Origin of the sequence: Dorea sp. D27 (assembly GCF_001185345.1) — a bacterium.
Lineage (GTDB): Bacteria > Bacillota > Clostridia > Lachnospirales > Lachnospiraceae > Extibacter.
The window spans coordinates 33,486-47,652 of sequence record NZ_KQ236748.1 but is presented as its reverse complement, the minus strand read 5'-3'; the positions used below and the strand labels follow the sequence as shown (position 1 = coordinate 47,652).

The window sequence follows — 14,167 nt, the reverse complement described above, 5'->3', positions numbered from 1 at the left end:
CTGGGGAGACAGGGGACAGATGCGAAGGTGTAAGCGGGAGGGACGGAGAATCCTCACCAGATTCCTTGGCCCGTGGGGTGTGAGCCGCTATCGGCGAACATTCCACAGGCATAGGAATCTGTGTGATAGTCGCAGTTCCCGGACGCATCGGAGCAGATGTTCCATGCCTCCCCAGCGGCGTCCTAATTTACTTAAACTCACATTATATGTCTTCACCGCGGCCATATTTCTGGATTACATTCTGTATCCTTTCGTTCGGGTCTAGAATGCTGCTGATAGAACCGTCATGGTTCAGCGTATCTATCATTAGGGCAATATATTTGCTCATATCACAGCTGATGTAGTATGGCTTCTCCAGCAGTTCCGGTGTCTGGTAGATTAGGTTGGTCGTCAGGATGGCGTCAAAGAGTCCATCTTCATAAGCTTTGTCAAACTTGTCCATCCCATTCGTGAAGAGCCCGAAGGTGGCTGCGGCAAAGATTCTTTTTGCCTTCCTCTGCTTCAGCTGCCTTGCCACATCCAGGATACTGTCGCCTGAAGATATCATATCATCGAGGATAATCACATCTTTTCCCTCTACAGAAGAGCCGAGGAACTCATGTGCCACGATTGGATTACGGCCATTCACTATCTTTGTATAGTCGCGGCGTTTGTAAAACATGCCCATATCGAGATTCAGAACATTAGCAAGATAAATCGCCCTCTCTGTCGCACCTTCATCGGGACTGATGGCCATCATGTGCCCGCTGTCAATCTGAAGGTCTTTGAAATGGCGCAGCAGACCTTTGATAAACTGGTACGTCGGACGGACAGTCTCAAAACCGCTTAATGGGATGGCGTTCTGAACTCTCGGGTCGTGGGCATCAAATGTTATGATATTGTCTACCCCCATCCTGACAAGCTCCTGGAGCGCCAGCGCGCAGTCCAGTGATTCCCGGCCGCTCCGTTTGTGCTGCCGGCTTTCATACAGGAATGGCATGATGACGTTGATGCGCCGTCCCTTGCCTCCTATTGCCGCTATGACCCTTTTCAGATTCTGATAATGGTCGTCCGGTGACATATGGTTCATATGCCCGGTCAGCGAATAGGTGAGGCTGTAATTACAAACGTCAACCATAAGGTACAAGTCTCTTCCGCGGACGGATTCGCCGAGGATACCTTTGGCCTCGCCGGATCCAAAACGTGGTACTTTGGCATTGACAAGATAAGTGTCGCGCTCATATCCATTGAATACGATGTCATTTTTGTATTCAGGCCCGTCTTCACGGCGCCATTTCACGATATAGTCGTCGACCCTTTTTCCCATTTCTTTACAGCCGTCGAGAGCTACGATACCGAGAGCCCCCACCGGTATATTTTCCAAATTACGTTCGTTACGGCGTAACATCCTTTGTACCTCCTAGGTTTAATAATTTTTTTTGAATTCTTATATCGTCACCGGTAAGCCGGAGCATAGTAAAATTGCTGCTCAGGCGTGAAAATGTCCGTTCGGAATAAATGGATTTCATATCTTCGAGTGCAAGATTTGTCGAAATCATTGTCGATTTCTGCCGCAGTATTCTTTCGTTCAGGCATACGAACAGCTGCGATATCGTAAACGAGTTTGGCAGTTCGGTTCCAAGGTCATCGATAATGAGCAGGTCGCAGCTGTAGATATGTTCAAAAGAATCATCTTTTGCTTCTTCCTTTTTTCCGAATGTATTTCTGGCGAATACGTCAAATAGCTGGGCCGCTGTAAAATATATAACAGAAAATGAAGCATCAATCAACTCTTTTGCGACACAATGCGTAAGAAATGTCTTACCGACTCCTGTGTCTCCATATAGTAGTATGTTTCGAAACTCTGAGGAAAATGTATCCACAAATTCATGGCACGCCTTCAGGGCAGTGTCGATAGCTTCCCGGGAAGAACGTCCCTTTACGGGATCTATGTGGTTGTATGAATAATAGTCGAGACAGAAAGTAGAAAAATTCTCTTTTTCCAGTATTTCCTGTAGATTGGACTGTGTGTACAACAGGTCTACGATAGCCTTTTGGAAGCAGTGGCATTTTCGGCTGCCTATATAGCCGGTATCTTTGCAGTCCGGGCACGTGTAGTGCAGTTCCAGATAGTTTTCCGGGTATCCGTTATCCTTTAACAGCTGTAATTTTCTGGCGGAAAGCCGGGTTATATTGTCCTTAAGGGAGGAGAGGGCCAGGTTGTCCCCCTCCAGCAGTTTGCGGGCCTGTGAGACACTAAAAGCGGAGATAGAATGATCTATCTCCTCCAACTCCGGAATTCTGCGATATACATCTTCGTACCGCCTGCGCAGACGGCTTTCGTTATCCAGCTGTTTCTGCTCATATATGCGCATTAAAAATTCGTACTGGGAATTCGAAAGAGCCATGTCAGCAGTCTCCTTTATCTTGTTTTTTACTGGACGAGCTTGCGTTCCAGGTCGTTCATATCATAATTGCGTCCTTCAAAATTATTGAACTTGTTGTTCGTGCTGCCGGATGGTGCGGCAGCCTTTATATCCTTCTTCTTTTTCCGCTCCTTTTCGAGCAGATATTCCGCATCGAGGGCTTCCACATCTTTTAGATGCCTGACACCTTTTGCAAGCCAGCTTTTCAATATGGACTCGGTGTAGTCGAAGCTTGGCTGGTGTATTGTACTCATCGTGCGGCTGCACGCCTCGAGAATGAGTTCGAGTGAAAAGCCATATTCTTCATTCCACCTGCGGATAAAGGCAATCTCAGATGAGGCCGGCACGCGGCCTTTGATTCCGTAGGCATTCAGTACGGAATAGCAGTTCTTGTTATAAAGTATAGTGCTGGCCTTGGCCTCTGCGACCGTGGCAATCTTCTGCTCAGCCCATGACAGCGCGACCTTCTGTATGTAATGCATGCTCCTGTGTCCGTTTTCCACACAATACTCTATGAGATATTCAATCAAATCCGTAGACATATGCAGCGTGTCATAGAAATAAGTAATGGTATCAATGTCGGTTGCGGATAGCGTCTTACCCAGATACTGTTCCGCGACAAATAAAAGTTCCTTGAACTCCTCCCGCTCCTTACGGTTGCGGTACGGCTGTATATTCTGGGCGGCTGCCGATGTATCAGGCGCGGCTGGTCCGCTGGCTGGCTCTGGGGTATCAGGAGCAGCGACGGAGGTTCTTTCGGCTGCCTTCTCCGTGGAGGGGGCGGACCCCAGTTCTCCGGTATCATAGTCAAGCAGTCCTTGTTTTTTCCAATAATTAAGTGCCCTGATAACATCTTTCTCCGTGTCATCAAGAATATCAGCAATCTGAGTTACGCTCAGGCTGCCTTCGGAATTATTCAGGTGGCGCAGCAGAAGAAGATATACCTTCACATATTCTCCGTTCGCCTCGGCCATATAATGGTCGATAAATTCATTTTCCAGTACGGTTGTCTTCTCTTGTGCGTGATTGGTCAATGTCAGCTTCTTCATAACTTTACGCCAGTCCTCCCTCATGATTAAGTGTTACGTAGACATATTATAGCATTAGAAGGACAGGCAAAAAAGTAATTTCTAAGGCAAAAAAGGAGTTTTTTGTTGATAAAATTGTGTGGAAAGTGTGGATAACCTATTTCTTAAGTATACTTTCCCCAATATTTACAACATCTCCTGCTCCCATAGTTATCAACAAATCCCCTTTATGACACTTTGCCAGGCAAAAGTCTTCTATCTCTTCAAATGTAGAGAAATAGTAAGCGTCACAATTATTTTCCTTTAGGGCATCTGCTATATCCCGGGACGATATTCCGAGAGTGTCTGTCTCTCTGGCTGCGTATATATCTGCCAGTACAACGTGGTCTGCAAGTGTGAGGGCATCTATAAAATCGGGGAACAAAGCCTTTGTCCTTGTGTAGGTGTGCGGCTGGAATACGCACCAGAGTTCCTTGTGCGGATAGTGTGCTGCGGCGGTAAGTGAGGCTTTGATCTCGGTCGGATGATGGGCATAGTCGTCAATGACTGTAAAGCCGTTCTTTTCCCCTTTGTGCTCGAACCTGCGTTTTGTCCCTGTAAATTCTTTTAATCCCCGGCATATATCGGAGAGCGGAACAGACAGAGTGTCCGCGACGGCAATCGCTGCGAGGGCGTTAGACACATTGTGGTCTCCATTTACAGAGAGCTGTATACGCTCCATGAATTCGCCGTCTTTCACGAGGTCGAAGGATGCTTCGCCTTTCTCATCGTATGTGATATTAGATGCGCTGTAGTTCACATCGTGTCCGGGACCGTAAGTAACGATACGGCATGGCAGGCCTGCTGTGATTTCTTCGAGATTATCAATCTCTCCGTTGATGACTAATGTTCCGCCGGAAGGCAGAAGTTCTGCAAAGCGGCGGAAAGAACTACGAATGTCATCCAGGTCCTTGAAGAAATCAAGATGATCCTCGTCGATGTTCAGTATGACGCTTATCATAGGATGAAAATGAAGAAAGCTGTTCGTGTACTCACAGGCTTCCGTTACAAACAGTCCCGATGTTCCGACTTTTATATTGCCGCCGATTGCTTTCAAGATACCGCCGACAGATATGGTCGGATCCAGCTCTCCCGCGAGGAGTATATGGGAAAGCATGGAAGTTGTCGTCGTCTTACCGTGGGTACCGGAGATGGCAATCGGGACGTCATAATTGGTCATGAGCTGTCCGAGCAGTTCTGCACGGCTGAGCATAGGAAGCCCTTTCTGCACCGCTGCCATATATTCTTCGTTGTCTTCATGTATGGCGGCCGTATATACCGCCACATCTATTCCGTCTATTATATTAGAAGCTTTCTGTCCATAGCAAATGGTGGCGCCCAGGCTGCTGAGGTGGTCTGTCAGTGCGGACTCTTTATTGTCTGAGCCTGAGACGGTAAACCCTTCTTTGATGAGTATTTCCGCAAGACCGCTCATGCTGATGCCGCCGATGCCGATAAAATGTACGTGTACCGGTTGTTCAAAATTGATTTTATACATAAGATACCTTCCTGTTTTATAAAATTCTACATAAGGGCCAAAAATTGGAATAAAAGTATATCCCTATTCATATTATTATAAACATATATGCAAAAAAAACCAAGCCGTATTTTTTTGTAATAAATTAATAAAAAGTTCATAGAAAATTCAATTTTTTGTAAATGTTGTTCACTCAAAATGAAAATTATGGTATAATGTGAGCAACGAATTACTGAGAAGGGGTGATGACATGATTAAGAAAGAGATGATAGCAATGTTGCTGGCAGGAGGACAAGGCAGCAGGTTGGGAGTCCTTACGGCAAAAGTGGCCAAGCCAGCCGTTGCTTTTGGAGGTAAATACAGGATTATTGACTTCCCGCTCAGCAACTGCATTAACTCAGGAATCGATACTGTAGGAGTGCTAACGCAATATCAGCCGTTACGACTGAATACACATATCGGAATTGGTATTCCGTGGGATTTGGACCGTAATATCGGCGGTGTAACCATACTTCCGCCATATGAGAAAAGCAATAGCAGTGAATGGTATACCGGTACGGCCAATGCCATTTACCAGAATCTGGATTATATGGACACGTTTAATCCTGATTACGTATTGATTCTGTCGGGTGACCACATCTATAAGATGGACTATGAGGTTATGCTTGATTACCACAAGGAAAATAAAGCAGACGTCACAATTGCTGCCATGCCGGTGCCTATGGAGGAAGCGAACCGTTTTGGAATTGTAATCACGGACGAGGAAGGCCGTATTACGGAATTCCAGGAGAAGCCGCCTGAGCCGAAGAGCAATCTGGCTTCCATGGGTATCTACATATTCAGCTGGCCGGTGCTGAAGGAGGCGCTCCTTGCACTTCAGGACGAGCCGGGGTGTGATTTTGGAAAGCATATCATACCATACTGCCACGACAGGGAGGACCGTCTCTTCGCATATGAGTACAACGGATACTGGAAGGACGTAGGCACGCTCGGCTCCTATTGGGAAGCGAACATGGAGCTGATAGATATAATCCCTGAGTTTAATTTATATGAAGAATTCTGGAAAATATACACAAACAGTGATATTATCCCTCCGCAGTATGTGTCAGGAGACGCGGTGATTGAGAGGAGCATCATCGGTGACGGCTCGGAGATATATGGAGAGATACATAATTGTGTAATTGGATCGGGAGTAACTATCGGTCCTGGAACGGTCGTGAGAGACTCTATTATTATGAAAGATGTGGCAATCGGAAGCGGCTGTGTAATCGATAAGTCTATTATTGCAGAGAGCGTGAAGGTCGGAGACAATGTTACGCTTGGAATCGGATCGGAAGTGCCTAACAAGCTGAAGCCGGCGGTCTATTCGTTTGGTCTTGTGACCATTGGCGAGAACTCGGAGATACCTGGAGGGGTCCAGATTGGAAAGAATACTGCCATAAGCGGTGTTACATCTAAGGAAGACTACCCGGACGGAATACTTGAGAGCGGAGAAACATTGATAAAGGCAGGTGAACGAGTATGAGAGCAGTAGGTCTTATTTTAGCAGGTGGCAACAGCAACAAGATGCGGGAACTTACCCATAAGCGTGCGGTGGCGGCGATGCCTGTCGCAGGCAGCTACAGGGCGATTGACTTTGCACTCAGCAATATGTCCAATTCGCATATTCAGAAAGTGGCGGTATTGACTCAGTATAATGCCCGTTCTCTGAATGAGCATCTGAATTCTTCCAAATGGTGGGATTTTGGTAGAAAGCAGGGAGGATTGTATGTATTTACGCCAACGATAACCGCGGACAATGGGTACTGGTACAGAGGGACGGCCGACGCTATATACCAGAACCTGGATTTTCTTAAGAGATGTCATGAACCCTACGTGATTATTACTTCCGGTGACGCGGTTTATAAGATGGATTATAACAAGGTGCTGGAATACCATATTGCCAAGAAAGCAGATATTACCGTGGTGTGCAAGGACCTGGAGGCAGGAGAGGACGCGAGCAGGTTCGGTACTGTTAAGATGAATGAGTCTATGCGTATTGAAGAATTTGAAGAGAAGCCGATGGTGGCTAATTCAAATACGATATCAACCGGAATCTATGTAATCAGAAGACGACAGCTGATTGATTTGATTGAGCACTGCGCAGAAGAGGAGAGGCACGATTTTGTAACCGACATTCTTATCAGATATAAGAATCTGAAAAAGATATACGGTTATAAGATAAAAGATTACTGGAGCAACATTTCCACAGTGGATGCTTATTACCGCACAAACATGGATTTCCTGAAGCCGGAAGTAAGAAATTACTTTTTCAAGGAACATCCGGATATTTTTTCCAAGGTCAGCGATTTGCCGCCCGCAAAATATAATCCGGGTTCAGTTGTTAAGAACAGCCTTGTAGCAAGCGGAAGTATCATCAACGGGACAGTGGAAAATTCCATCTTGTTCAAGAAGACATTTGTGGGGAACAATTGCGTGATTAAGAATTCTATAATTCTGAACGACGTATATCTCGGGGACAATACGTACATTGAAAACTGTATTGTAGAAAGTCGTGACACAATCAGAGCAAATACGCGCCACGTTGGTGAGAACGGTGTGAAGGTAGTCGTGGAAAAGAACGAGAGGTATGCACTATAGTGCACGGCTGACAGAAAGGGGCTTGAAAAAATGCAAATCACAGATGTACGCGTACGTAAAGTAGCAAAAGAGGGTAAGCTTAAAGCGGTAGTTTCAATTACTATGGATGAGGAATTCGTAGTACACGACATTAAAGTCATCGAGGGAGAAAAAGGACTCTTTATTGCTATGCCCAGCAAAAAAGCATTAGACGGCGAATATCGGGATATTGCGCATCCAATCAACTCAGGAACAAGGGAACGCATTCAAAGTATCATCCTCGAAAGATACGAAGAAGCGTTACAGGAAGAACCGGCTGCTGAGCCAGGTGTGGTGGAAGCATAGGACCAGGTGGTCATTGAGATTCGAGAGACGGCAAAAGGACATCCTTGCAGGGATGTCCTTTTTAGGCGGAGGAAATTGGGGACGGGGGAAATTGAGATTTCCCCCGTCCCCAATTCGTTTTAACGTGTCCCTTTTTGGAATACCCCTGTCCCTATAATAGGCAGAATTCCATCTTGCTACCTGTCCGGGGATGCCTGAAGTTAAGCTTATATGCACAAAGCTGTATTTGCCGCCATTCTCCAGTGCTCACTGCATTCGGGTTATATTTTGTGTCTCCTATTATGGGACAGCCTAAATTAGCCAGCTGAACACGTATTTGATGGTGTCTGCCCGTGTCCAGACGGATATCCAGCTCGGTTGGGGACGGGGGAAATTGAGATTTCCCCCGTCCCCAACTCGTTTCAGGGTGTCCCTTTTTGAAATAGCACTGTCCCTCTTCCACAATTTTATAATGTAACCTAGCGAGTTTTGCGCCGGGGTCTTTTGGTGTACAGATGGAAGATGTGTTGGTCCGTCCATCTTTCAGCATGTAGTTTTCCAACGTGCCTTCTTTGCTCGGAGGGGTACCGTCTACCAGTGCCCTGTAATATTTTTCAAAATGATGCTCTTGCAGCTGCCGGTTCAGCACCCGGGCTGCAAAAGATGTTTTTGCAAATACGAGTATCCCCTTCACCGGCTGATCCAGCCGGTGTATTATGGCAAGGTAGGGTTCTCCGTTTTGCGGTCTGCTTGAGAAGATATGTGCCTTCAGCATGCTTTCCATATCGGGCACGGCGGTATTTTTGCTCTGTGTGGCGACTCCATGCGGTTTTTCACATACGATTATATATTTATCTTCAAATAATATATCTAAACTATTTGTTTTCATTAAAGAAATCTCCTTGACTTTGCTTGAATAGGCTCTTATCATTTAAACATAGTGCATAAAAATATGCAAATATATTGAGCAAAAGAGGATAATTTAATGGAGTATTTAATGCTGATACTAGGCTTTTTATTATTGATAAAAGGAGCAGATTTGTTCGTGGACGGGAGTTCGAGCGTGGCGAAGATTCTCAAAATCCCAACTATCATTATCGGTTTGACAGTTGTCGCCTTCGGGACAAGCATGCCGGAATTATCTGTCAGCGTGACGGCCGCCATAAAAGGGAACAATGACCTTGCCGTAAGCAATGTGCTTGGATCAAATATTTTTAATCTCCTTGTTGTCCTCGGGTGCTGTGCACTTATTCAGCCGGTGCGTGCAAAGTGGTCGCTTCTGAGGAAAGAATTTCCTTTTTCGATATTTATTACGTTGATCTTGCTTCTTTTGAACTCGGATTTTTCAATTACAAAAGTCTGGAAAGGGAATCAGATATTTATCCTGGGAAGATGGAGCGGTATTTTCTTGTTGGCTCTGTTTGTTGTATTTCTTGTTGCCACGGTTCGGTCGGCGCTGAAGTCCAGGAATGAAATTACCGTGTGTGAGGAAGACTATAAAATGATGAGTCCGTTAAAAAGCGGAATTTATATCGTGATAGGTCTGGCCGGCATCATATGGGGAGGAGACCTGGTAGTAGACAGCGCGACAAGCATAGCGGTTGATTTTGGGTTAAGCCAGACATTTATAGGACTTACCATCGTCGCTTTAGGTACTTCGCTGCCGGAACTGGTGACATCTATGGTGGCTGCCGGAAAAGGAGAAAATGACCTTGCGGTGGGCAATGTTGTAGGCTCGAATATATTTAATATCCTGCTAATATTGGGCATATCTTCTGTGATAACGCCTATAAAGCTCGATGTTACTGCGGTGTATGATACCCTCATTCTCGTGGCCGCCAGCATAATCGTTTATATAGCGGCAATCAGCAAGCATGAAATCAAAAAGGCGGAAGGCGTATTGTTCCTGCTGGCGTACGTTGCATTTTTCGTGTACATTTTACTGAGATAATAGATAGAATCGGTTTAAGTTTTGCTTGACAAATGTGCTTTGCTAAAGTACAATTACGTTTAACTAAATATTTGCTGGCAATGATTGTTGCACAAGGCAGAATTGGCGATGAAAAGGAATAGTAGTTGCAGTGGAAATTCTACAGAGAGAGAGTCCGTGGTGCTGAAAGACTCTTGTTTTGAAATGTGATGAACCTACCTTGGAGCCACTGTGCGAAAGCACAGCGTTACATCAGCGTTAATGGTGAACAGAGAGAGCTGCGAAAGGGTCGCAGTTAACTAGGGTGGTACCGCCGAGCTTTTCGGTCCCTTTTTCAGGGGAGCGAAAGGCCCGGCGTTTTTTGTTTCCCTGCGAAAATAAAATAAGTGGGGCAAGGGCCCTGCGGAAAAAAGGAGAAGAGAAACATGGCAAATGAAAAGAAATTAGTAGAGAATATCACACCACGTGATGAGGATTTTGCGCAATGGTACACAGATGTCGTACGGGAGGCCGAGCTTTGCGATTATTCTAGCGTAAAGGGATGTCTTAACTACCTGCCGAATGGATATGCCATCTGGGAACTGATTCAGGCGGACTTGGACAAACGTTTTAAAGAGACTGGTGTAGAAAACGTATACCTTCCAACACTGATTCCTGAGAACCTTCTGGAAAAAGAGGCTGACCATGTAGAGGGATTTGCACCTGAAGTTGCGTGGGTTACACACGGAGGTATGGAGAGACTTCAGGAAAGGCTTTGTATCCGCCCGACATCTGAAACATTATTCTGTGATTTGTGGTCCAAGACCGTCCAGTCATACAGGGACCTCCCAAAGGTTTGGAATCAGTGGAATTCCGTACTTCGGTGGGAAAAGACAACAAGACCATTCCTCAGGTCTAGAGAGTTTTTATGGCAGGAAGGACATACCCTTCATGCGACTTACGAAGAAGCTGAGGAACGTACGATTCAGATGTTCCATGTGTATGAAGATTGCTATAAAGAGACGCTTGCAATTCCTTTCGTATCAGGAAGAAAAGCAGAACATGAAAAATTTGCAGGGGCACAGGACACATATACGATTGAAGCGCTTATGCATGACGGAAAAGCACTCCAGTCAGCGACAAGCCATTTCTTCGGGAGCGGCTTCCCTGATGCATTTGATATTAAATATGTAGATAAGAATAACCAGCTGCACAGCGCATATGAGACTTCATGGGGATGGTCAACAAGAAGTATCGGTGCCATCATCATGGTTCATGGCGATGACAGCGGACTCGTACTTCCGCCACATGTCGCGCCTGTAGAATGTAGAATCATTCCAATTGCACAGCATAAGGAAGGCGTGCTTGACAGAGCACATGCGCTTTTCGACGAGCTGAAAAAGGCTGGATACAGAGTGAAAATCGACGATTCCGATAAGAGCCCAGGATGGAAATTCTCCGAACAGGAAATGCTCGGTATACCTACAAGAATTGAAATAGGGCCAAAGGATATAGAAAATAATCAGGTCGTCGTAGTACGACGTGATAACCGTGAAAAGATTATCGTATCACTGGATGAAATTGCAATAAAGCTGCGTGAAATCTTAGAGACAATACAGGAAGACATGTACAACAGAGCGGTTAACTTCCTGAACAGCCATATCGACACAGCTGTTACTATGGATGAAATGGTTGAAAAGTTTAAAGCTAACCGTGGATTTGTTAAAGCATGCTGGTGTGGAGATCCAGAGTGCGAAGGAGAAGTAAAATACGCAACAGGCGGTGCCGCAACCCGCTGCCTAATCGAGGATGAAGAGATGATATCCGATAAGTGCATCTGGTGTGGAAAACCAGCAAAACACATGGCATACTGGGGAAAATCATATTAATTTTAATTTTGGGACGGAGGTTTTTTAAAAAACCTCCGTCCCAAATTAAAATAGTCCTGTCCCCAATTGATTTTACCCTGTCCCCTAAAAAGGAAAGGGAGGTATTTTTATGCCAAGAAAACCCAGAAGAGAAAGTGTAACGGGATTGTACCATATTATGGCACGAGGTCTAAACCGTAACGCAATATTTGAGGAAAGTAGAGAGAAAAGCAGGTTTATAAATCTGCTGAGGGATAATCTATCCCAGTTTGATGTGGCAGTATACGCTTACTGCATTATGCCAAATCACATTCATCTATTAGTCAAAACAGAGATTCAGGAACTCTCATCATTTATGGCTAAAGTCTTAGCCGCATATGCCCATTATTATAATTTCAAAAATAACCGCATAGGATATGTTTTTCAAGACCGATTCAGAAGCCAGTGCATAGAAGAAGAGGAATATTTTTGGAACTGTCTGAGATATATACATCTTAATCCCTTGAATGACAGAGATTTGAATAAACTACTGAAATATAAGTTTTGCAGCTTCTATGAATATTATTATGGAAAAGAAGATATTCTTAGTGAAAATGCATTTGCTGTAAAAGAAAAAAGATTTCAGACGAAAAAAGCATTTCTGGCTTTTCATAAAATGGACAACAGAGATGTGTTTGAAGATGTTTCCGAAGATACACGTTGGAATAATCTGAGAATAGCCAGGGAAGTACTATTTGATATGCAGTGGCAGCTTGGCGTACCGGAAGAAGAAATATTGGAATACATAGACACGCGTAGGTTATTTGGGGAAGTACTTATGAAATCACTTGGAATATCTAAAAAGGATGCGGATGAGATTCAGGCCTATCTTAGAAAAGAAATAAAAGGAACCGGATAACGAAAATGGGACATGGCTATTTTAATTGGGGACAGGGTAAAACGAATTGGGGACGGAGGAAATTTAAAAAAACCTCCGTCCCCAACAAGCGTTTCCTAATCGGATACAGGAAAATTTGTGTTGCAGAAGATGATGTGAAAAGAGTATGATATTATTATGTTAATTATAGGGGAGGTTATTGTATTGTCTGATTTAAAAATTGAACTGCCTTCTAAAGTTGATAGTATTATAACTGCACTGCAGGCACACGGGTTTGAAGCGTATGCGGTGGGTGGGTGTGTCAGAGACACAATTCTTGGAAGGATGCCGGAAGACTGGGACATCACCACGTCCGCCATGCCGGAGGAGACTAAGAAAATATTTCCCCGGACATTTGATACGGGCATAGAACATGGTACGGTTACTGTATTAATAGAGCATGAGGGATTTGAGGTTACAACTTACAGAATTGATGGAGAGTATGAGGACAACAGGCACCCCAGGGAAGTTACGTTTACAAGAAGCCTGAAAGAGGATTTGCTGCGGAGGGATTTTACTATCAATGCCATGGCATATAATAAAAAAGATGGGCTGATAGATATTTTTGGTGGCATGGAGGATTTGGATCGGCATCTGATTCGCTGCGTCGGTGATGCAGAAGAAAGGTTTTCGGAAGATGCCCTGCGAATACTGAGAGGAGTCCGTTTTGCCGCCCAGCTTGGATTTGATATCGAGAATGGGACGAAAAAAGGGATGCGCCGGCTGGCTCATTCATTGCATAACATTAGTGCGGAGCGGATACAGACTGAGCTTGTCAAAACGGTGACATCAAATCGGCCGGAACTCTTATACACGGCCTATGAACTTGGAATTACTAAGGTGTTCCTGCCAGAGTTTGACCGTATGATGGAGACAGAACAGGAGACGCCACATCATATGTACAATGTAGGAGTTCATACCCTACATGCAATGATGAACGTCAGGCCAGATAAAATATTGAGACTTACCATGCTCTTGCATGACACAGGAAAACCCGATTTTAAAACAGTAGACGCCAACGGGGCAGCTCATTTCAAAAAACATGCAGTGGGAAGTGAGAATATAGCCAGAAATGTGTTGAAAAGGCTGAAGTTTGACAACGATACGCTTTACAAGGTGACTAAGCTCGTATACTATCACGATTACCGGATGCCTGCCAGAGCTAAGAATGTACGCAGGGCGATGAATATCATCAGTGAAGAATTGTTTCCATATTATATGGAGGTAAGGAAAGCGGATGTGCTGGCCCAGAGCTCGTATCTCAGAAAAGAAAAGATGTCAAACCTGAACGAGATAGAAGACTTGTACCGGAATATAGTAGAAACAGGACAATGCGTGTCACTGAAAGAGCTGGCAGTGACCGGAAAAGACCTGATAGAAGCAGGAATGAGACCGGGGAAAGAGATAGGAGAAAAATTAAATGAGCTGCTTGTTCTCGTGATAGAAAAACCAGAGTTAAACACAAAAAAAGAGCTGCTGAATCGTTTGGGGACAGAATTAAACGAAAAAGGGACAGGGTAAAAATGAATTGGGGACGGAGGAAAACGTAAAAAACCTAACCGTCCCCAATTCATTTTACCCT

At 44.8% G+C, this 14,167-nt stretch carries 12 protein-coding genes and 1 other annotated feature; of the genes, 7 read left to right on the top strand and 5 right to left on the bottom strand.

Translation table 11 applies throughout. The features are described from left to right. Positions 1–202: 202 nt before the first annotated feature. The 4 genes from HMPREF0980_RS17665 to murC form a co-directional block, all read right to left on the bottom strand. Positions 203–1,387 carry a ribose-phosphate pyrophosphokinase gene (locus tag HMPREF0980_RS17665; RefSeq protein ID WP_049730399.1) on the bottom strand — a complete coding sequence of 395 codons (1,185 nt, stop codon included), beginning with the start codon at positions 1,385–1,387 and terminating at the stop codon, positions 203–205. Beyond that, the gene (locus tag HMPREF0980_RS17660) at positions 1,374–2,387 is read right to left on the bottom strand and encodes an ATP-binding protein (protein WP_049730398.1); all 1,014 of its coding nucleotides are present in this window, start codon (positions 2,385–2,387) and stop codon (positions 1,374–1,376) included. Before HMPREF0980_RS17660 ends, HMPREF0980_RS17665 begins: the two co-directional genes overlap by 14 nt. A 26-nt stretch (positions 2,388–2,413) precedes the next feature. Beyond that, positions 2,414–3,454, bottom strand: a complete 1,041-nt coding sequence (locus HMPREF0980_RS17655) for a DnaD domain protein (protein WP_049730397.1) — start codon at positions 3,452–3,454, stop codon at positions 2,414–2,416. A gap of 136 nt (positions 3,455–3,590) precedes the next feature. After that, the gene (gene murC, locus HMPREF0980_RS17650) at positions 3,591–4,970 is read right to left on the bottom strand and encodes a UDP-N-acetylmuramate--L-alanine ligase (protein ID WP_049730396.1); all 1,380 of its coding nucleotides are present in this window, start codon (positions 4,968–4,970) and stop codon (positions 3,591–3,593) included. 229 nt (positions 4,971–5,199) lie between these two features. On the opposite strand from murC, the gene HMPREF0980_RS17645 reads away from it, so the two are divergent. Genes HMPREF0980_RS17645 through spoVG form a run of 3 tightly spaced genes read left to right on the top strand, consistent with a single transcriptional unit; the run spans position 5,200 to position 7,913 of the window. Next, positions 5,200–6,474, top strand: a complete 1,275-nt coding sequence (locus tag HMPREF0980_RS17645) for a glucose-1-phosphate adenylyltransferase (protein ID WP_049730395.1) — start codon at positions 5,200–5,202, stop codon at positions 6,472–6,474. Further along, the gene (gene glgD, locus HMPREF0980_RS17640; RefSeq protein WP_049730394.1) at positions 6,471–7,589 is read left to right on the top strand and encodes a glucose-1-phosphate adenylyltransferase subunit GlgD; all 1,119 of its coding nucleotides are present in this window, start codon (positions 6,471–6,473) and stop codon (positions 7,587–7,589) included. Before HMPREF0980_RS17645 ends, glgD begins: the two co-directional genes overlap by 4 nt. Before the next feature lie 30 nt (positions 7,590–7,619). After that, positions 7,620–7,913: a septation regulator SpoVG gene (gene spoVG / locus HMPREF0980_RS17635; RefSeq protein WP_049730393.1), complete on the top strand. Its 294-nt coding sequence runs from the start codon at positions 7,620–7,622 to the stop codon at positions 7,911–7,913. Between the two features lie 151 nt (positions 7,914–8,064). Here the strand turns inward: spoVG and HMPREF0980_RS17630 are convergent, their stop codons facing one another. After that, positions 8,065–8,781 carry an RluA family pseudouridine synthase gene (locus tag HMPREF0980_RS17630; RefSeq protein WP_049730392.1) on the bottom strand — a complete coding sequence of 239 codons (717 nt, stop codon included), beginning with the start codon at positions 8,779–8,781 and terminating at the stop codon, positions 8,065–8,067. Positions 8,782–8,877: 96 nt separating this feature from the next. Between HMPREF0980_RS17630 and HMPREF0980_RS17625 the strand changes: the two genes are divergently transcribed. The 4 genes from HMPREF0980_RS17625 (at position 8,878) to HMPREF0980_RS17610 (ending at position 14,106) form a co-directional block, all read left to right on the top strand. Beyond that, positions 8,878–9,843 carry a calcium/sodium antiporter gene (locus HMPREF0980_RS17625; RefSeq protein WP_049730391.1) on the top strand — a complete coding sequence of 322 codons (966 nt, stop codon included), beginning with the start codon at positions 8,878–8,880 and terminating at the stop codon, positions 9,841–9,843. Between the two features lie 99 nt (positions 9,844–9,942). Continuing rightward, positions 9,943–10,156, top strand: a binding site (T-box leader). Positions 10,157–10,247: 91 nt separating this feature from the next. Further along, complete coding sequence (gene proS, locus HMPREF0980_RS17620) at positions 10,248–11,690, top strand: proline--tRNA ligase (protein ID WP_049730390.1); 1,443 nt, start codon at positions 10,248–10,250, stop codon at positions 11,688–11,690. A gap of 109 nt (positions 11,691–11,799) precedes the next feature. Further along, positions 11,800–12,567, top strand: coding sequence for a transposase (locus tag HMPREF0980_RS17615; protein ID WP_049730389.1), 768 nt, complete (start codon positions 11,800–11,802; stop codon positions 12,565–12,567). Between the two features lie 183 nt (positions 12,568–12,750). Further along, positions 12,751–14,106 carry a CCA tRNA nucleotidyltransferase gene (locus HMPREF0980_RS17610; RefSeq protein ID WP_084002940.1) on the top strand — a complete coding sequence of 452 codons (1,356 nt, stop codon included), beginning with the start codon at positions 12,751–12,753 and terminating at the stop codon, positions 14,104–14,106. Positions 14,107–14,167: the final 61 nt, after the last annotated feature.